16 protein-coding genes and 2 pseudogenes are annotated in these 18,527 nt (G+C 61.4%); 11 read left to right on the forward strand and 7 right to left on the reverse strand.

Annotation, left to right across the window (positions count from 1 at the left end; translation table 11 throughout):
- Window positions 1–178: 178 nt before the first annotated feature.
- From QM600_RS16350 to QM600_RS16365, 4 genes are read left to right on the forward strand one after another with little or no spacing between them, the layout of a single operon-like run.
- Window positions 179–1,225, forward strand: coding sequence for a hypothetical protein (locus QM600_RS16350; RefSeq protein WP_283262546.1), 1,047 nt, complete (start codon window positions 179–181; stop codon window positions 1,223–1,225).
- Window positions 1,226–1,231: 6 nt separating this feature from the next.
- A complete protein-coding gene (locus tag QM600_RS16355) occupies window positions 1,232–2,218 on the forward strand; it encodes a hypothetical protein (protein ID WP_283262547.1) in 987 nt (328 codons plus the stop codon).
- Between the two features lie 11 nt (window positions 2,219–2,229).
- A complete protein-coding gene (locus QM600_RS16360; RefSeq protein WP_283262548.1) occupies window positions 2,230–3,516 on the forward strand; it encodes an adenylosuccinate synthetase in 1,287 nt (428 codons plus the stop codon).
- Window positions 3,513–4,172, forward strand: coding sequence for an NUDIX hydrolase (locus tag QM600_RS16365; protein ID WP_283262550.1), 660 nt, complete (start codon window positions 3,513–3,515; stop codon window positions 4,170–4,172). The genes QM600_RS16360 and QM600_RS16365 overlap by 4 nt, the downstream gene beginning before the upstream one ends.
- Window positions 4,173–4,178: 6 nt before the next feature.
- Here QM600_RS16365 and hppD read toward each other — a convergent pair whose 3' ends face one another.
- Window positions 4,179–5,369: a 4-hydroxyphenylpyruvate dioxygenase gene (gene hppD, locus QM600_RS16370; protein WP_283262551.1), complete on the reverse strand. Its 1,191-nt coding sequence runs from the start codon at window positions 5,367–5,369 to the stop codon at window positions 4,179–4,181.
- Window positions 5,370–5,536: 167 nt separating this feature from the next.
- On the opposite strand from hppD, the gene QM600_RS16375 reads away from it, so the two are divergent.
- Complete coding sequence (locus QM600_RS16375) at window positions 5,537–6,067, forward strand: Lrp/AsnC family transcriptional regulator (RefSeq protein ID WP_502942999.1); 531 nt, start codon at window positions 5,537–5,539, stop codon at window positions 6,065–6,067.
- A 1-nt stretch (window position 6,068) separates the two neighbouring features.
- Here the strand turns inward: QM600_RS16375 and QM600_RS16380 are convergent, their stop codons facing one another.
- Together QM600_RS16380 and QM600_RS16385 are read right to left on the reverse strand one after the other, a co-directional pair.
- Window positions 6,069–7,583 carry an MFS transporter gene (locus QM600_RS16380; RefSeq protein ID WP_283262552.1) on the reverse strand — a complete coding sequence of 505 codons (1,515 nt, stop codon included), beginning with the start codon at window positions 7,581–7,583 and terminating at the stop codon, window positions 6,069–6,071.
- Window positions 7,584–7,705: 122 nt separating this feature from the next.
- Window positions 7,706–8,893, reverse strand: a complete 1,188-nt coding sequence (locus QM600_RS16385) for an RNA-guided endonuclease InsQ/TnpB family protein (RefSeq protein WP_283262553.1) — start codon at window positions 8,891–8,893, stop codon at window positions 7,706–7,708.
- Window positions 8,894–8,949: 56 nt separating this feature from the next.
- On the opposite strand from QM600_RS16385, the pseudogene tnpA reads away from it, so the two are divergent.
- Window positions 8,950–9,294 (forward strand): annotated as a pseudogene (gene tnpA, locus QM600_RS16390) (IS200/IS605 family transposase); the annotation flags it as partial.
- A gap of 92 nt (window positions 9,295–9,386) precedes the next feature.
- Window positions 9,387–10,019 (forward strand): TetR/AcrR family transcriptional regulator, encoded by a 633-nt coding sequence (locus QM600_RS16395; protein ID WP_283262554.1) that lies wholly within the window; start codon window positions 9,387–9,389, stop codon window positions 10,017–10,019.
- Between the two features lies 1 nt (window position 10,020).
- Here the strand turns inward: QM600_RS16395 and QM600_RS16400 are convergent, their stop codons facing one another.
- A complete protein-coding gene (locus QM600_RS16400; RefSeq protein WP_502943003.1) occupies window positions 10,021–11,070 on the reverse strand; it encodes an adenylate/guanylate cyclase domain-containing protein in 1,050 nt (349 codons plus the stop codon).
- 192 nt (window positions 11,071–11,262) lie between these two features.
- Here QM600_RS16400 and QM600_RS16405 point away from each other — a divergent pair, with 192 nt between their 5' ends.
- Window positions 11,263–11,982, forward strand: a complete 720-nt coding sequence (locus QM600_RS16405; RefSeq protein ID WP_283262555.1) for a DUF6319 family protein — start codon at window positions 11,263–11,265, stop codon at window positions 11,980–11,982.
- 109 nt (window positions 11,983–12,091) lie between these two features.
- Window positions 12,092–12,748 carry a S1 family peptidase gene (locus tag QM600_RS16410; protein ID WP_283262556.1) on the forward strand — a complete coding sequence of 219 codons (657 nt, stop codon included), beginning with the start codon at window positions 12,092–12,094 and terminating at the stop codon, window positions 12,746–12,748.
- Between the two features lie 22 nt (window positions 12,749–12,770).
- On the opposite strand, the gene ilvD is transcribed toward QM600_RS16410, so the two are convergent.
- On the reverse strand, window positions 12,771–14,465 hold the full coding sequence (ilvD, locus tag QM600_RS16415) for a dihydroxy-acid dehydratase (RefSeq protein ID WP_283262558.1): 1,695 nt from the start codon (window positions 14,463–14,465) through the stop codon (window positions 12,771–12,773).
- Window positions 14,466–14,896: 431 nt separating this feature from the next.
- Here ilvD and QM600_RS16420 point away from each other — a divergent pair, with 431 nt between their 5' ends.
- The gene (locus QM600_RS16420; protein ID WP_283262560.1) at window positions 14,897–16,579 is read left to right on the forward strand and encodes an RCC1 domain-containing protein; all 1,683 of its coding nucleotides are present in this window, start codon (window positions 14,897–14,899) and stop codon (window positions 16,577–16,579) included.
- A 71-nt stretch (window positions 16,580–16,650) separates the two neighbouring features.
- On the opposite strand, the pseudogene QM600_RS16425 reads toward QM600_RS16420, so the two are convergent.
- Both QM600_RS16425 and QM600_RS16430 read right to left on the reverse strand, forming a co-directional pair.
- Window positions 16,651–16,911 (reverse strand): annotated as a pseudogene (locus QM600_RS16425) (transposase); the annotation flags it as partial.
- 133 nt (window positions 16,912–17,044) lie between these two features.
- Entirely contained in the window at window positions 17,045–18,013 is a 969-nt protein-coding gene (locus QM600_RS16430; protein WP_283262561.1) for a helix-turn-helix transcriptional regulator, read from the reverse strand.
- 105 nt (window positions 18,014–18,118) lie between these two features.
- Between QM600_RS16430 and QM600_RS16435 the strand changes: the two genes are divergently transcribed.
- The coding region (locus QM600_RS16435; protein ID WP_283262562.1) for a TIGR03086 family metal-binding protein at window positions 18,119–18,527 on the forward strand (409 nt) is incomplete at its 3' end.

Here is an 18,527-nt window from a genome sequence, read left to right on the forward strand (position 1 = left end):
TGCCAAATGCCTAGTAATTTTCGGTGTTGATGCAGGGTAAGTGGATCGTGAATTTCTGTGCCGCAACAGGAATGGGCGTAATTGTGCGAGTTTCGCGGGATCGACTCGCGCGCGATGACACGGCGTCCGGGAAAGAGGGTTCTTGCACACCTAGTTTTAGTCAGCTAGACTAAAACCTATGAACATCAGGGAGGTACTCGAAACCGTCGAATCGGCATCTGTCGCGAGCGACTTGTTCGGCCCTGTCTCACACGATGTTGCGCCGCGCCGGGCCATGAAACGGCGGTATTACCGATTGGTTTCGGTGATCCATCCGGATCGTGTGTGCCTCGGCGACGTTGCGCGATCCGCTGCCGCGACAGCGCGACTCAACGAACTGTATGGAATTTGGGTAGCTCAAGCCGACTCGATGAACATCGGACCGGTCTACATCGGCGAACGTGGTGAGTATCGATTGGGTGGCTCTGTTGCATCCGGTTCGGTCTCCGAGCTGTACGGGGCGCGGGATCAATCCGGAACCTCCGTCGTGCTGAAGATTCCGCGCGATTGTCGGGCGAATTCGATGATCGAAGCGGAACGGAATGCGCTGGGAGATATTGCGCATTCAGGCAATTCAGGGTGGTCCGTGTTCTATTTTCCGCGGTTAGTCGATCGAGTCTCTCATCATGACAATGTAAGTGGAGAGCGGCGAGAGATCAACGTTCTGAATGATCTGACGGGAGAATTCCTGACACTGTCGGATGTTCTTGCCGCGTACCCGAATGGCCTCGACCCGAGGGACTGGGCCTGGATGCACCGACGTTTGCTGCGCACGCTTGCAGTTGCACATGCGCAGGGTTGGGTGCATACCGCGATCACAGCCGACAATATTCTGATTCATCCTGATCTGCATGGAGTCGTGTTGGCGGGGTGGTCGTTTGCAACAAGACCCGGTGACCGCCCAGTGGCTACGATTGCCTCCGCTCATCCGTCGTATCCACCCGAACTGGGTGGGAGCGTCACGCCGGCCTGGGACGTCTACATGGCGCATCAACTGATGTCGACCATGCTGGGCGATCGAATTCCCAGTCGTATGAAAGCTTTTGCTCTCGGCTGTATGCAGTCGAATCCGAGGCTGCGTCCCGGCGCAGTCGATCTACTGGGCGAGTTCGACGAACTCCTCGATCTTCTCCACGGCGAACGCACGTTTCGGGTGTTTACCGTTCCTTCCACGAATTGGTATTGATCCATCATGGGATACGGATATTGGGACGACAATACTTACAAGGCGGGCAAGACATTTCGTGCCGCTCGCGGAGTCGACGATTTCGGCTACACCGATTCGCTTCGAGCACGTCCACGCGACACCTGGAAAGCCGATCCGACGCTCGATCCCTTCGGCGTAGACAAGCGTGAATGCCGAGATTCGGACGGGCACCCTGATTCTCTGCCGATAGCAGTACTTTTCGACGTAACAGGTTCGATGGGTGCTGTTCCGCGCATCATGCAGGACAAGCTCGGCAAGCTGCACGGACTGCTACAACGTAAGGGATATGCGGATGACCCGCAGATTCTGTTCGGCGGCATCGGCGACGCGGATTCGGATCGGGTTCCCCTGCAGGTAGGGCAATTCGAATCGGGAAATGCGATGGACGAGCAGCTTCGCACCATCTTCCTGGAAGGAAACGGTGGCGGTCAGAAATCGGAAAGTTACGAATTGGCAGCCTATTTCATGGCGCGCCACACCAGTACTGATGCGTGGGACAAGCGGGGCCGTAAGGGCTATCTTTTCATCATCGGTGACGAGTTGAACAAGCCCAGACTCTCGGCTCGCCACATTCGCGGCGTGATCGGCGACAAGGTTCGGCTGGATGTTTCCGTTCCCTCGGTCTACCGCGAACTGGAGGAGCGTTGGAACGTTTACTTCGTTCTGCCTGACCAGTCGTCGTACTACAACGATCCGGAGATTGCGGATCACTGGACGGAGTTACTGGGCGAGCGTTTCGTCAAACTCGACGACCCTGCTGCGGTGTGCGAACTGATCGCACTCACGGTCGGTATCGGCGAAGACCGCATCGATCTACGTGACGGACTGGCTGATCTACGCGACATCGGTTCGGTGGTCGAAGCCGCGACGGTCGGAAAGGCGCTTGCACTGGTCGGCGAACGTGCCCCCGCCACGGTGACGGGATTGCCTCGCGATCTCGGAACCGGCACGGACGACGTCGATTTCAGATAGAAGGGGACTCAATGAATGCTTTTGACAGTCGTGACATCGTGGTCGTGGATCTCGGTTTCGGCGACGCCGGCAAGGGTGCCACGGTTGACTGGTTGTGTTCGCCGCAGGCCTGTCTGAACGTGGCTGCGGTAGTTCGATTCAACGGCGGGGCACAAGCTGCCCACAATGTTGTGAACGGAGAACGGCACCACACGTTTTCGCAATTCGGATCCGGCACGTTGTCGGGCGTGCCGACCTTTCTCTCGAAGTTCATGTTGGTCGAACCGATTGCTCTCGCGACAGAAGCGCGGGAATTGGAAGCGATCGGAGTGCACAATCCGTTCGACCTGTTGACCATCGACGGGCGGGCCCTGCTGACGACGCCGATTCACGTCGCTGCCAACAGGGCTCGCGAAGATACCCGCGGCGGCAACCGGCACGGTTCGTGTGGCAAAGGGATCGGCGAGACTGCAGCGTATGCACTCGAGCATGCCGATGCCCTTACCGTCGGAGACTGCCTACGTCCGGAAGTTCTTCGTCGGAAGTTGGCGGGGATGGTGGCGTACTACGGCCGGTTGATCACCGAAAGTCGACATGGTTTCCCGTCGATCAACGACATGACCGAGATGTATTCGGAATTTGCTGCGGCAGTGAACATAGTCGGCCCCGGTGCGTTGCAAGCGATCGGTGCCGGTGGACGACTGATTTTCGAAGGCGCCCAAGGAGTTCTTCTCGACGAGTGGCGCGGATTTCACCCGCACACCACATGGTCGACAGTCGAACCGTCCAACGTGCGAGCGATGATCGGCCAGATGGGTAGGGAGAGTTACGTACTCGGCGTCACCCGGACGTACATGACACGCCACGGCGCCGGACCTTTCCCGATGGAAGACGGTGCTCTCGGGCAGGCTCTTCCGGAACCCCACAACGGCGTCGGCGAGTATCAGGGGTCGTTTCGGGTCGGACACCTCGACGAGATGCTGCTGCGGTACGCGATCGACGTCAGCGACGGCGTCGACGGGGTGGCACTGACGCACCTCGATGCTCTTGGCCGTGCTGCGGCAGCAAATACCCCGATCCATGGTGTGGAGAGGTACGAAGAGTGGGCTTCGATACCCGTCGGGGAGTGGAAGGACCTGGATCATCAACAAGCGTTGACGGACGCTCTTCGAACGGTAAAGGTTGCGGCGAAACAAGTTCCGTCTGAACCTGAGGAGTTTGTCGACTATCTGAGCGGCGCGCTCGGAGTGCCGGTGGTACTGACCGCGGACGGACCGGATCGGGCCGATCGTCGGCTAGCCGCCACCGTGCCTGCATGATGGAGAACGTGGAACAGTCACTTGTCTCGATCGACGTCATCGCTCTGCGATTCGGCAATCCGGAACCGGGGCACTTGCGGTTTGCCGTCGCGCAGCGGCAAGCAGAGCCGTACACCGGGCAGCGTGCGCTGCCCGGTGTACTCCTCGGCGCTGGTGAGCGGTTGCAGGACGCGGCCCGGCGCGCAGTGACCACCAAGCTCGGATTTCCCGACGAGGCGATTCTTGCGACCGGGCAGTTAGCCGTATTCGACGAACCCAATCGCGACCCGCGTGGTCCGACATTGTCGGTTGCCATGTGGGCCGTGATCTCTCCGGCTGAGATGCCCACCGGCGACATCAGGCCTGAGTGGGTGAGTTGGGAAAAGCCGGGTCATCTTGCCTTCGACCACAACCGGATTGTCGCTGACACGCGGCCGATCTTTGCGGACACCTTGTTGTGGCGGGACGAGTCCTTCACGCGGGCGCTGTCCGGGCCGTCGTTTCCGGCGTCGTACGCACTTGCCGTCGCCGCAGAACTGTCCGGCGAGCGGCCCGATGCCGGCAACCTCAATCGCACTCTCAAAGTTTTGCCGGGCCTCGAACGCACCGACGAACGAGTGCGGGTCAGCGCGACAGGACGTCCGTCGGTTGTGTGGCGGTGGACCGAAAATGACTGAGCTGCATCAGAAGTTTCCGCGCGCTTCTTGCTCCCGCTCGATTGCCTCGAACAGTGCCTTGAAATTGCCCAGTCCGAAACCGAGTGAGCCGTGGCGTTCGATGAGTTCGAAGAACACAGTAGGACGGTCACCGATCGGCTTGGTGAAGATCTGCAGAAGGTAACCGTCCTCGTCGCGGTCGACGAGGATTCCGCGCTTCTGCAATTCCTCGATCGGGACTCGCACGTTTCCGATCCGCGCGCGCAGTTCGTGATCTTCGTAGTACGACGCCGGGGTGGACAGAAACTCGATGCCCTCGGCGACCAAAGCGTCGACTGCACCCAAGATGTCGGCTGTAGCAAGTGCCAGATGCTGGGCACCGGGTCCCTGATAGAACTCCAGATACTCGTCGATCTGTGATCGCTTCTTCGCGATTGCCGGTTCGTTGAGCGGAAACTTGACGCGGTGGTCGCCGCTCGAGACCACTTTGCTCATCAGTGCGGAGTAGTCGGTGGCGATGTCGCCGCCGACAAATTCGGCCATGTTCGTGAACCCCATGACTCGGTGGTAGAAGTCGACCCACTGATCCATTTTTCCGAGTTCGACATTGCCGACCACATGGTCGAGGGCTTGGAAGATGGCAGTCTTGCTGCATGACGAAGTGCGAGTGACGTATCCAGGTAGATAGGGGCCCGTGTACCGGGACCTGTCGACCAGGGTGTGCCGAGTTTCTCCGTAGGTGGCGATGGTGGCGAGACGAACCGCGCCGTGCTCATCACTGATGTCATGTGGTTCCGCAATTACCTTCGCGCCCTGAGCGATTGCGTGCGCAATGCACTTGTCGACATCGGGGACGTTCAAGGTGATGTCGCGGATCCCGTCCCCGTGCGTGCCGTGGTGCTTGATCAGCAGGCTCGCCGGATCTACTGCACCTTTGACGATGAAACGCACTGCGCCGCTTTCGAGTACATACGCATGATGGTCGCGGTTACCGGTGGACGGTCCCGAATACGCAATCAGCGTCATGCCGAAGGCCGACTGGAAGAAATGGGCGCTCTGCGTGGCATTTCCGACGATCCATTCGAGTCCGTCCCAGCCGTGGACCGGGAACGGGTCGGCGCTGTCGTCGTACTCGATCAGTCCGACCAGTTGGCGCAACTGTTCGAGGTCGAGTCCGGCCAGTCGTTCTTCGTCGGTAAGAGTCTGTTCGATGGTCATGCTCGGCACCCTTCTGTGAGCGAGTGCGAAGAAGCGCACTGCGCGATACAAAGAGCTAAGTCCGCCGCGATACTGCTAGTCAATGAGCGTGCTTTCAGCTAGGCATTTCGACGGAATAGCGAAGGAATGAGGGGACTATTCCAGTCATTATGTATAGGTTGAAGGGCATGGCGGAATCGGTGCGGAATTCAGTGTCACTCGACGGTCTGGATTTGGCCTTGCTCGAAGCGATGCATGCGCATCCGCGTGCGGGGGCGTTGGAACTGTCGAGATTGACCAAGGTTGCGCGCGCGACAGTGCAGGCCAGACTGCGCAGGCTCGAAGACGGCGGGATCATCGCCGGGTATGCGCCGCATATAGACTTGGCGGCAGCAGGTTTCGGTGTCCAAGCGTTTGTAACCTTGGAGATCGCCCAGGGCGCCCTCGATACCGTCACGATCAAGCTCGAAGCCATCCCCGGTGTGATCGAAGCTTTCGCGACAACCGGCAGCGGCGACGTTTTGTGCCGAGTGGCGGCAGCGTCGCATCAAGGTTTGCAGCAGACGCTGCTCGATCTGAACCGCTCCGGCGTAGCCACTCGCTCCACGAGTGTGATGGTTCTGTCGGTAGTGGTGCCGTTCCGGGCGCTACCGTTGCTCGAGACGCTCGATACGCGCGGCACCGTCAAAGCGCCGGCCTACCGGGAGCATCGAAGCTGATTTATCCCTTGCGTCCGGGAGCCCAGAACCCGAGAACAACAGCGGACACCCACATGATTGCTGCCAATGTCCAGGCGCCTTGATCCATGCCGCGGATGAAGGCTTCTTTGGCGAAGTCTGCCAGTTGATCACCCTGCGGGCCGGCGACTTCGGCGACGTGGAGTGCGGCTGCCAGTGAACCGGATACGGCTTCTTTTGCTGATTCGGGAAGCATGTCGACGGCTGGTTGCACGTGCAGTCCGTAGCCCGCTGCCAGGATGCTTCCGGCCAAGGCGACACCGATCGCAGAACCGATTTCGCGGGTGGCGTCGTTAACGGCTGAAGCGACCCCCTGCTTGGCATCGGGTGCGTTTGAAACTATGGCGGCGGTGGCGGGGGTGGTCGAGAGGCCGAGTCCGACGGCAGCGACGATCAGTGGGATGGACACTTCCGCATAGGTTGAACCGGAGTCCAGTGTGGTCAACAGTGCGATACCAGTTCCCAGCAGTGCAACTCCGGAAGCGGTGAGAAGGCGTAGTCCGACAAGCGGAATCAGAAGTGGGGAAACTACAGAAAGCAGCATGACGGGCACCGCGATCGGGAGGAGTGCGAGAGCTGATTGCAGGGGTGAGTAGCCGAGGACTAGTTGCAGGTATTGCACGATCAGGAAGAACAGGCCGAACGTGGCCAGAAACTGCAGCGTGAGTGATGCTGCGCCGCTTCCGAATGCGCGATTGGCAAACAGTCTGACGTCGAGAAGTGGATGGGCAGTATGTAATTCCACGACACTGAATACGGCTGCCAGAGCGATTCCACTGATCAGAAGAGCGAGGACCACGGGGTCCAGCCAGCCCCGGGCCGGGGCCTCGATCATGCCGAGAACAAACAGTCCGATCGAAGCCGCAATCAGGGCAGTGCCAGTCAGATCGAGCGGAGCAGTCTCCGTGTCCTTCGAGGACGAGATCGTGAACGAGATCACGAGAATCAGGGTCGCGACCACTGCGAGAGAAATGAATATCGAATGCCAGGACCACTTTTCGAGTAGTAGGCCTGAAATGACGAGTCCGGCGATGGCTCCGGAACCTGCCACACCGGACCAGATGCCGACGGCGCGGCCGCGTTGCGCGGTGGGAAATCCTGCGGTCAGCAGCGACAGGGTTGCGGGCATGACAAACGCTGCACCTACGCCGGCAATTACCCGGGACGCGATGATCCAGGCGGGTTCGTCGGCAAAGGCTGGAATGGCGCAACCGGCGGCGAACACGAGCAGACCGAACATGAGCAATTCGCGTCTGCCGTAGCGGTCGCCGAGTGCTCCGGCCGGAAGCAGCAGGCACGCGAGGGTGAGGGTGTATCCGTCGACGATCCACGTGAGTTGGGTCTGGGTGGCACCGGTATCGCGGGCGAGATCGGGCAGGGCGGTGTTCAGAGCAGCCATCGCGGCAACCACCAAGGCGACAGCGCAACACGAGACCGTCAGCATCCAGATTTGCCGGGCGGTCCAGGTTGACTGTTCGATATCCGTATCGGTGCTCATCTGATCCCTCTCGACAGAAACGAGACCATCAGTATCGTTATAGGAACGCCAGTTCCACAAGCCCGGGGTGGGTATAACATCAACTACCCCGCCCTCAAGGACCAGGTTTGCTGCTCACCGACCTAGCTGGATGCTAGGGCGGTGGCTGCTATAGGCACGGTTGATTGAGCGGCCCAATACTTTTCATGTCCGAGTGCGGCGATATTGCGGGCAGCATTGCAGTCCGCGTGTGCGGACCACCCACACTCTCGGCACGCGAACCTAGCTTGACTTCTGCGATTCTTCACATCACAAAACCCACACTGCGAGCAGGTACGGGACGTGTTACGCGGGTTGACCACCACAACGGGCACCCCCGCCAACTCCGCCTTGTACTTGACGAAGTCCCGCAACTGGGCGTAAGCCCACGAATGCATCTGCGCTCGCTGCTTCTTGGCCAGCCGTACCCGATCACGAATCCCCGATAGATCCTCTATCGCGATACCCCGGTCGGTGCGTTGCGCCCCAGCGACAATTGTTTTCGACAACTGATGGTTGATGTCGGTGGCGAACCGTTGTTCCTTCCGTCGCCGAGTCTTCAACTTCCGCTTCGCGGACTTCGTGCCGACCTTCTGCAACGCCGTCCGCATCACCTGGTTCTTCTTCCGCCGCGCGGTAACTGCGCCGCCGGACCACCGGACATCAAGCTCGTCCGGGTTATCGTCGGTGGTGACCGCAAGGTTCACGATCCCCAAATCCACACCCACCCAACCCGCCACCGGATCCTTGACCGGTACGACAGGGGTCGGGGTGGGTTGATCGACGGTGGCATACAGGTAGAAATTGCCGTCACGGTAGACGAGATCGGACTCACCTTTGCGGTCCGCCAACAGCGTCCGCTGCCACGGCGCGCACACGAACCGCACACCCCGCATCCGCCCCGCCGTCGTCCAGATGGAGACGGTCGAGGAATCGATCTTCCAGGACAGGCACCGGTCGTCGAACGGTTGCGCAGCATTCGACCGGAAGCCGATCGCAGCATCAGCCACTGACACATACCGTTTCGACCCCGGACGGCCGTAGTTTCCGTTCGACAGGTTCGCCGCTCGGGTTACATACGCGTCGGCCACTTTCCGCAAAACATGCAACGACGGCTGCGCCGACAATCCCCGCGCCTTCACCATCGGATACATCGCGACCTGCAACGCCCGACGGGACCGCAGCTTCATCGCCTGCGCCAACCCGGCTACCTCATTGGCAACGTCGTTGCACAACACCAAGGTCGATTCCAGTGCCGCGAACTGTTCGGGCGTGGGTACGAGTTTGGCCATGACAATCCGTTTCACCTCGCACCCACCCCCTCGCGCCCATGTGGTCGTCGTCGCCAAAGTATCGTCGGGGAGCTTTCACAGACCCGACGCTTCCGCGGTGCGAAACGATCATGGCAGAGGTGTGCGACAAGTTCGGCGCTACGCTCACCGAGTTCAATGGCGAATCCGATCACGTGCACCTTCTGATTCACGATCCGCCGACCGTTCAGCTCTCCGCGGCGGTGAACAGCCTCAAAGGTGTGTCCGCCCGTTACCTGCGGCCTGAGTTTCCGGAACACATCCGCACATACTTGTGGGGCAACCATTTCTGGTCGCCCTCGTATTTTGTTGCGTCCGCCGGCGGGGCGCCGTTGTCGATCATCGCCGAGTACATCACCAATCAGAAGCGGCCGGACCCGACGGGGTCGCCCACGACCTGCAAAGACCGGAACACGGTTCAGCTTCCTCCCGGCCCTTCAGCGGCCAGGATTCCGCTGATAGCTAAGTTGAACGTGTGACGACGGTGAGAACGGATCAGCAGCCCATCGACGAGGATCCGCGCAAACAGCGATCCAGAACCAGACTGCTCGACGCAGCGACAACGCTCCTCTCCAAGGGCGGCGTCGACGCCGTGACGATCGACGCCGTCACCAAGCTTGCCAACGTGGCCCGCGCAACCCTGTATCGGCACTTCGACAGCGGTACCGAACTGTTGGCCGCAGCATTTGCACGGCTACTGCCGTCAGTTCCGGTGATTTCGGGAGGAGGTGACCTCCGGACCCAGCTTTTAGAACTGTTGACCAGTCAGGCCAAGGTGATCGAGAGTGCGCCGGTGCAGGTCACCGCGATGTGCTGGCTCGGCTTGGGCCCGGACCTGGCCGGTTATTCGAGCGCCGAAGCCCTCTCGGCCGACAAGCCGGAGATGCGCTCATTGCGGCAAACGATCATGGAGCAGTACCGAGAGGCGTTCGACCGCGTCCTGCGCACACCGGAGGCGATCGAGGAGTTGGGGGAGTACGACTACGACGTCGCCCTGGCGCAGTTGGTCGGTCCGTTGGTGCTCACCAGGCTGGCCACGCTCACCCCGCTCGGTGAATCGGCGTGTGAGCAGATCGTCGATGATTTCCTGGCAGCGCGCCGATCCTGACTTAAGGCTCGAGATTGCGTCGTAGGACGTACTGCTCGAGTCGGTCGATGCCGCGTACCCGTCGTGGCCTCAGGTGGCGGAGCTTGAAATTCGCGTCCGCACTCACGGCGCCGGCCAATTCCGAATCGATCAGTACGGTGCCCGGACGTGCCGAACTGGTCAACCGAGCAGCCTTGTTGACTACCGAACCGTAGAGATCGCCGAAACGGACCAGCGTCGGTCCCATAGCCAGGCCCACGCGCAATTGGGGGTCGTCGTGGTCGGAAAGGACCGATTCTTGGATCTGCATCGCGATTTCGGAGGCATGATGAGGACTCTCGGCGGCGAACATCACCTCGTCGCCGACGGTTTTGACGATCCAGCCGAAATTCCGGCCGATGATTTCTGCTGACGCGGATTCGAAACGTTCGAGCAGATCGCTCAATTCGGTCGGATCCAAGCCGCGGGTCAAGGATGTGTACCCGACGATGTCGGCGAACCCCACAATCAGAATGCGGCTGGCAACTTCTTCACCGGGGTTGCCGACATTGCGTCCTGTTGACGACGCGACGTGCCTTTTCCACACATAGGTCTGGAGTGATTCGACCGCCGGGATGATCTCGGATCCCAGGCGCAAGATCAGTTTCCGAACCGACTCCGGGTCCTGATCCCCGGACTCCGACAGTTGATCGACGATGTGTGTCCCGATGAGGGAAACCTGCCACTCGGCGAGTCTCGACATCGACTGCCCCAGCGAGCGTGCTGCAGCGACTTCACTACTGCGCGAGATGATTCCGCGGTCAACCATGCTGGTGAGGCTCTTGAGCGCGTCGGCATCTTGTTGGGTGAACATGATGGCATCCGGATCCCCGTCGACGGCAAAGCCCATCGCTACCCATAGTCGGTCGGCACGATCACGCGAGACTCCGGCGAACTCGGCGATCTGGGTTTGAGTGAAGCAACGGGGGCCGCCGAGAAGGGATTCTTCGATGTCGGACTGAATGCGGCTGAGCATGTGCGCATCGAACGGGTTTCGCGGTTGAGTAGCCCCTGGTTCGGTGCCCTCGTTCATACTCGCTGGCTCCGAACTGCTCACTGTGCTCCTTGAATTTCTTGCCTCGGTGTCGCCATTGACTGTCGCATGGTGCTCGCCGAACAGTACTTAATTCGACGAACATCAGGGCGGTGAGCGGAAACACGTCGGTGGCTTGTGCAAGAGTTGCCCCGAGAAAAGCACTACCGAAACTCTCGAAAGGATTTGCGAATGCCACCCCGTAGACGTTCTGGCGCGTTCCGCTCAACGCCGGATCACCTCACTGCGGAAAACTTGGCGACTCTCGCCTCGGCAGTCGCCGAAGGTAAACGCGCCACCGTATACCTGCGCGAGGCAACCCCCAGCCTCGGCATCGAGGCAGGCACTTCCGCCAAAGTGGTGTCGGTGGACGGAAATACCGTGCTGATCCGACCCAAGGGCGTCAATGACGAATTGCCTTTCGAGGCAGAGGAATTGCGCATCAACCGCGTGGCCTCGACGCCGCCGAAACCGGCGCCGCGCCCCAAACCAGTTGTGGAGTCCGAACCCCTCATGGAACCACTCGTCGAAACGCGACCCAAGCCGCGGCCCGCACCGGCAGCAGCCCCCGTCCCGGCAGTCATTGCGACGACGCCGACGCCGGCGCCTCGCCCAGCCGTCAAGCGTGCCAAGAAACTCCCGGCCGGAGTCAGCGTCACCATTCACGCCGGTGCCGACAACGACTGGAGTGTCACCGTCACTCTGGGCGCCAAGCGTCCGGGCAAAGCGGTTCCGGTAGCTCCCGACGCAGTCGAGCGCGCCATCCGCGAATTGGGGGAGCCGACGGCCATCGAGGCAGTCGAATCGATCATCGTGGAGGCCCGTGACGCGGCGGTTGCACGCGTAGACGAGCTGAGCCGCCAACTCGAAGAGGCACGCAAGATGCTGGAGGCCCTGGGTAGCACCGAATAAGGCCGTAGTACCGAGTAACGCCGCATCGCCGGGTAACTCTCCTGCGTAGCTGCAAACTTTCCGGGGTATGCGTTTTGTGCAGTGGGGGTCTACCAGCGGAGAGATAATGATGTTGCGAAAAATCGTATCTGTACTGGCAGCGTTGGTTTTTGCGTTGGGGCTCGGGTTCATCGCCAGTGGAACCGCAGTTGCTGCGGCCACTCCGATGGGCGGCGGCTCGGGCATTATCATCAACGACCAAGTCATTTGCACTCTGACAACGATCGGGCATGACAGCGGAGGCCGTTTGGTTGGTATCACCGCAGGTCACTGTGGTGAGCCTGGTGCGACGGTGGTGCCCGAGGACGATCAGGGGGCGGGCGTCGTCGGGACGTTCGTCAAGTCCAACCCTGACCTCGACTATGCAGTCATTGCGTTCGATCCCGGCAAAGTTACGCCCGTCCGGACCATCCGCGGTGCCACCATCACGGCAATCGGCACGCCGGCCAGTTTCCCGGCAGTTGCCTGCAAGGAAGGCCGGACCACGGGTAATACCTGTGGAATTGTGTGGGGAGATCTGACAGCCGACGCCCAGACTTGGACACAAGTGTGTGTCGATCACGGTGATTCCGGGGCACCTGTCACTGTCGGAACCACTCTGGTCGCGATGGTGAATGCGTACGTGTTCGTTCCCTGCTTGGGGCCGGAACTCGGCACCAACATGTCATCGATCCTGGCGAGTATCAACTCGCAGGGCGGTGTCGGTGCCGGGTACCAGCCTATCTAGCTCAATTCAGGTGGGTTCGGCCTCAGCCGCAGACTGCTCCGCCTGAGGCTGAACCCACAAGCTTGGTGTACTTGGCCAGCACACCGCGTGTGTAGCGCGGGGGCAACGGCTCCCAACCTTGTTTGCGCGCAGCCAGTTCCGAGTCGTCGACCAGCAATTCGAGCAATCCGGTACTGACGTCGAGTCGGATCTGATCACCGTCACGAACAAATGCGATGGGTCCGCCGTCCACAGCTTCCGGCGCCACGTGCCCGACGCAGAGGCCGGTGGTGCCCCCGGAGAACCGTCCGTCGGTCAAGAGCAGGACGTCCTTGCCTAGTCCGGCTCCCTTGATTGCGCCGGTGATGGCGAGCATCTCACGCATTCCGGGGCCGCCCTTGGGTCCTTCGTAGCGGATCACCACGACGTCGCCGCTGGTGATAGTTCCGTCTTCGAGAGCATCCATGGCAGCGCGTTCGCGTTCGAATACCCTTGCCGTGCCGGTGAATACGTCGGACTCGAAGCCGGCGGATTTCACAACTGCGCCGCCGGGTGCCAGTGAGCCCTTGAGAATCGTGATGCCGCCGGTGGGGTGGATCGGCTCGCTCATCGCACGCAGAACCTTGCCGTCCGGATCGGGAGGGGTGATGTCTGCGAGATTCTCGGCGATGGTTCGGCCGGTGACTGTCATGCAGTCACCGTGCAGGAGTCCGGCGTCGAGCAATGCCTTCATGATGACAGGAACGCCGCCGATCCGGTCGACGTCGGTCATGACGTGACGACCGAAAGGCTTGACGTCCGCGAGGTGCGGAACCTTGGCGCCGACGCGAGCAAAATCGTCGAGAGTCAGAGGTACGTACGCCTCATGGGCGATGGCGAGGAGGTGGAGCACCGCATTGGTGGAACCGCCGAAAGCCATGACGACGGCAATGGCATTCTCGAAGGCTTCCTTGGTGAGAATGTCGCGGGTGGTGATGCCTCGACGCAGGAGTTCGACGACGGCCTTGCCGCTCTCGCGAGCGAATCCGTCGCGTCGACGGTCCGGGGCCGGCGGGGACGCACTGCCGGGGAGCGACATACCCATTGCCTCGGCCGCGCTGGCCATGGTGTTTGCCGTGTACATGCCGCCGCAGGCACCTTCACCCGGGCAGATTGCGCGCTCGATGGTGTCGACATCCTCGCGGCTCATCAGCCCGCGTGAGCACGCGCCCACAGCCTCGAAGGCGTCGATGACGGTGACTTCGCGTTCACTGCCGTCGGACAGCTTTGCCACGCCCGGCAACGTGGAACCGGCGTAGAGGAACACGCTGGCGAGGTCGAGGCGAGCAGCAGCCATCAACATTCCGGGGAGCGACTTGTCGCAGCCGGCGAGAAGGACCGAACCGTCGAGGCGCTCGGCCTGCATGACGGTTTCGACGCTGTCCGCGATCACCTCACGGGAGACGAGGGAGAAATGCATGCCCTCGTGGCCCATCGAAATGCCATCGGAGACGGAGATGGTGCCGAATTCGAGGGGGAATCCGCCGCCTTCGCGGACGCCCTCCTTGACTGCCTTGGCGAGCCGATCCAGGGAGAGGTTGCAAGGGGTGATCTCGTTCCAGGACGAGGCGACGCCGATCTGCGACTTGACCCAGTCGTCGTCGCCCATTCCTACTGCGCGCAACATGCCTCGCGCTGCGGTCTTTTCGAGTCCGTCGGTGACGTCACGACTTCTAGGTTTGATGTCGGGTTCGGTCATTTCCTCAGCATAGGCTCCGACTGTGCGCTGTTCTTGTCAAACGGAACTGTGTATCCGGCAGCGGTTTCTGCGGCCCGCGTGGCGAGTTGGTCCCGGATCCGCTGTGGGGCGAGGGCAATGACGCCCGGTCCGACGGCCTATAGGGCGCGGATTGCGCTGGACTCTTCTGCGAATTCCAACTCCGATCTGGACCAACCGTCAGGCTCGATCTCGTGCTTCAGGATGCGAAGTGACTTGCCGGACAACGTTTCTCAGGCATCGCTCCACTGAACGGCTTGCCTGCTGGTCCGGGCGTTCGCCCCAGTGCTGGATCTAATTGTGTTGCGCTTGTGTACCTTTTGGTAATCAACTGGACTAGCAGAAGGCGCTCAGGCGAAGGCTCGGTCGGGACGTGTATCCGGCCACGGTTTCCATGGCGTGCGGTGCTGTAAATGCCGCGTTTCGTGGCCGGCGAAATAGCGGCCATTCCGTTCATCGCCTGGGATGTGTCCCGCCAGAAGCCCGATATGGGTGTTTCGTGCCGTGGACTCCGATATCTTTGCTGCGCGGTTGCCCCTGGCCGCGCCGCCCTCTCGGCGGAAACCCGCCCGGAAAGGCACACAACCATGGCACTGCTCGATCATCGCCGCAGACCTCACCGAAGTCGACGCCTTCGAGGGCTAGCCGCTCTCGTGACCGCCGGCGCACTGGCCCTCGCGGCCGCGACCGGCGCCGCCGCCGCGCCGGTCGGTGTGCCGGTCGCAGTCCCCGGCACCATCGCAGGTTGGGGGAGCGACAACTACGGGCAGGCCACCGCCCCGACCGGCAGCGATTTCACCGCCATCGCCGCCGGCAGTTCCCACTCGGTGGCGTTGACCGCCGACGGCACCATCAAAGCTTGGGGAAATAGCAACGACGGGCAGCTCGACAACATCCCGGCTGGCAGCGGCTACAAAGCTATCGCTGCCGGCACCTGGCATTCGTTGGCGTTGGCCGCCGACGGCACCATCAAAGCTTGGGGAAACAACAGCCACTTTCAGGCCACCGCCCCGGTCGGTTCCGGCTACAAAGCCGTCGCCGCCGGCTTCGTGCATTCGTTGGCGTTGACTGCCGACGGCACCATTAAAGCCTGGGGAAACCTCAGCCAAGGGCAGGCCAACGTCCCGACCGGCAGCGGCTACACCGCCATCGCTGCCGGCGCCCACCATTCGGTGGCGTTGACCGCCGACGGCACCATCAAAGCCTGGGGAAGCAACAACGACGGGCAGCTCGACAACATCCCGGCCGGTTCCGGCTTCACCGCCATCGCCGCCAGCACTAATCATGCGTTGGCGTTGGCCGCTGACGGCACCATCAAAGCCTGGGGAAACAACAGCCTAGGACAGACCAACGCCCCGGCCGGTTCCGGCTACACTGCCATCGCTGCCGGTGCCTACCATTCGTTGGCGTTGGCTGCCGACGGCACCATCAAAGCCTGGGGAGACAACGGCAACGGCAGCGGGCCGGCCGGTTCCGGCTACACGGCCATCGCCGCTGGCGACGATCATTCGTTGGCTCTGAAGAAACTTCCTGCTGCTCCGGCGTTCACCGATGTCGGACCCGTCACCGTGATCGCCCTCACCGGAACGGCTTTGAACCAGACCTTCGCGACCACCGGTAGCCCCACACCCACCCTCACCGCCACGGGATTGCCCACCGAACTCACACTCAGCCCGGCCGGTGTCTTGACCGGAACACCAACCACCGCAGGATCGTTCCCCGTCACTGTCACCGCTACGAACGGGGTCGGTGTTCCCGCCACCTTGAATGTCATCCTCACTGTGGCCGCAGCTCCCGCAGCCCCGATGCTCACCGTCACGCTCGATGCTGTTGCCGGAACATCACTGACCCATGAATTCACTGTTGCCGGAAACCCCACCCCGATCGTCACGGTGATCGACCCGGCGAAGTTGCCCACCGGTATGACCTTCACCGACGGTGTGCTGTCCGGAATGCCGACCACGGCAGGGGAATACACATTCATCCTCGAGGCGTCGAATGGTGTCGGCCCTGATCTGACCTTCACCGTCATTGTCAATGTCACCGACGCTCCAACCGCCCCGGAGAACAACTTGTTCGGATCGCTCGGTAGCTGATTTTCCGACACACTGATGGCTCCGCCTGTGCGTACTTCTGGTAGTTGGCGCCACCAAAGGGGCTCTACTGATTATTCCGTCGGCAGACCCCGACCCGGAAGTTGCGGCTTAGCACCCCCGAGACTGAGCATCGCCAACGCGATCACCGCCTCGGGGGTGTGAAACCCGAAACCCCGACGGGTGATAAGCCGAATCTTGGTGTTCATCGACTCGACACGACCATTGGACAACCCATGCTCGATCGCGGCAAGGATCGCCGACCTGTGAAATCCGATGCTCTTCTGCAACGCCACGAACTCGGGAATTCGGTACCGCCTCGCCCAACCGATCCAGACCAAGCACCTGACGCCATATCCTTGCTTCGCGCACGCCGTTCTCCTGCATGTAGCCGACTGACCCTAGACAAGCCAGAACGCTACTGGGACAACGGCGTGCGCACCTTTCAACCTGCGAATCTGCCCACGATCACGTCAGTAGAGCCCAAAAAGGCGCACAGGCGGAGCCGCTGTATCCGGCAGCGGTTTCTGCGGCCCGTGTGGCGAGTTGGTCCCGGATCCGCTGCGGCGCGATGACCACCGCTGCCGGTCCGACGGCCCACAGGGCGCGGATCGCGCTGGACTCTTCTGCGAATTCCAACTCCGATCTGGACCAACCGTCGGGCTCGACCTCGTGATTGAGGATGCGAAGTGACTTGCCGGACAACGTTTCCCAGGCGTCGTCGCGGATCGTGCAGGTAACGATCACCTTGGGCAGGGAACTCCGAAAGGAGTTCCAATGCACCAGGAATGCAGATTCCAGATCAACTTCCGAGGCGCGGGTGGCAGGTTCGGTGAGAACGGTCAACTCCTCGATGCGGGAGACTCGGTACGTTCTCTCCGTGCCGTCGCGCACGGCTAACAGATACCAGTGGGCACCTGCGTAGACGAGGCCGATGGGGTCGAGTGTTCGCTCGGCTGCGTTCGCATTTCGGCTGCTGTACAACACACGCACTCGTAGGCCTTCGATCACCGCTCGCTGCAGCTCGACGAGGTGTGGCTCGGGCGGACTCGGCCAGGCAAATCCGTCGGGGCGAACTAATATTCGTTGAGAAGCCCGACTGGCTTCGACGCGGTGCCGCTCCGGCAGAGCAGCGGCGACCTTACGCATAGCGCTCGCGAAATTCGGGGACGCTATGCGGCCGGTGCCAGAGGAGAGAAGAGCTTTGGTTTCTTCGAGGGTGAGGCCGGTGAGGTCGGTGCGATACCCGGGAATCAAGCTGATGCCGCCGCCGCGCCCACGATCGGTGTAGACGGGGACGCCGGAGGTGGACAGGGCTTCGATATCGCGGAGCACGGTTCGCTTGGACACTTCCAACTCCGTCGCGATCTCCGCGGCGGTCAGTCTGCCGCGATGTTGCAGCAGCATGAGGATGGAGAGAAGTCGGTCGGCGCGCATATTCTTCAATGTTGCCAGCAGAACATGACAGAAGGTGGCATCTTTGGCCGGTTTACTCGACTTCAGTGCTGCCGCATCCTGCGGTGCCGACGAGAGGATCTCGCCATGACTGCTCCCGAGCAGATCGACCCGCGCCCTATCTACCGTGGCGCCACGGACTGGGTGACAACCTTGCTCCGTGCTGTCCGCGAAGATCAGCACACCTTGTCCACCCCGTGCGACGAGTTCGACGTGCTCGAACTGTCGTCGCACCTGGTCGGTACCGGTGGTCGAATCATCGCCATTGCAGAGTTGGGAAGCCCCGATTCCGTATCGCCGATTTCGCCCGACCATGATGCCGACACGTATGCGCGACTCGCGGACCGTGCCCAGCAGGCATGGGCCGACGACGCGCTCCTCGACAAGTCGATCGCTGGGCCGTGGGGTGAGTCGACGGGCCGCTTCGCGCTCTGGGCCTATACAAATGAAGCCCTGGTGCACGGCTGGGATCTTGCCGTCGCGATCGGGCAGCCAT

Origin of the sequence: Rhodococcus sp. IEGM 1379 (assembly GCF_030056815.1) — a bacterium.
GTDB lineage: Bacteria > Actinomycetota > Actinomycetes > Mycobacteriales > Mycobacteriaceae > Rhodococcus_F.

Excerpts from the sequence above, each read along its gene's own strand:
- QM600_RS16405 (WP_283262555.1), top strand. The coding sequence starts at position 11,263 with ATGCCACCCCGTAGACGTTCTGGCGCGTTCCGCTCAACGCCGGATCAC.
- QM600_RS16430 (WP_283262561.1), bottom strand. The coding sequence starts at position 18,013 with ATGCGCGCCGACCGACTTCTCTCCATCCTCATGCTGCTGCAACATCGC.
- QM600_RS16375 (WP_502942999.1), top strand. The coding sequence starts at position 5,537 with ATGGCGGAATCGGTGCGGAATTCAGTGTCACTCGACGGTCTGGATTTG.
- QM600_RS16410 (WP_283262556.1), top strand. The coding sequence starts at position 12,092 with ATGTTGCGAAAAATCGTATCTGTACTGGCAGCGTTGGTTTTTGCGTTG.
- QM600_RS16400 (WP_502943003.1), bottom strand. The coding sequence starts at position 11,070 with ATGAACGAGGGCACCGAACCAGGGGCTACTCAACCGCGAAACCCGTTC.
- QM600_RS16350 (WP_283262546.1), top strand. The coding sequence starts at position 179 with ATGAACATCAGGGAGGTACTCGAAACCGTCGAATCGGCATCTGTCGCG.
- hppD (WP_283262551.1), bottom strand. The coding sequence starts at position 5,369 with ATGACCATCGAACAGACTCTTACCGACGAAGAACGACTGGCCGGACTC.
- QM600_RS16355 (WP_283262547.1), top strand. The coding sequence starts at position 1,232 with ATGGGATACGGATATTGGGACGACAATACTTACAAGGCGGGCAAGACA.
- QM600_RS16385 (WP_283262553.1), bottom strand. The coding sequence starts at position 8,893 with ATGGCCAAACTCGTACCCACGCCCGAACAGTTCGCGGCACTGGAATCG.
- QM600_RS16420 (WP_283262560.1), top strand. The coding sequence starts at position 14,897 with ATGCCGCGTTTCGTGGCCGGCGAAATAGCGGCCATTCCGTTCATCGCC.
- QM600_RS16365 (WP_283262550.1), top strand. The coding sequence starts at position 3,513 with ATGATGGAGAACGTGGAACAGTCACTTGTCTCGATCGACGTCATCGCT.
- QM600_RS16380 (WP_283262552.1), bottom strand. The coding sequence starts at position 7,583 with ATGAGCACCGATACGGATATCGAACAGTCAACCTGGACCGCCCGGCAA.
- ilvD (WP_283262558.1), bottom strand. The coding sequence starts at position 14,465 with ATGACCGAACCCGACATCAAACCTAGAAGTCGTGACGTCACCGACGGA.
- QM600_RS16360 (WP_283262548.1), top strand. The coding sequence starts at position 2,230 with ATGAATGCTTTTGACAGTCGTGACATCGTGGTCGTGGATCTCGGTTTC.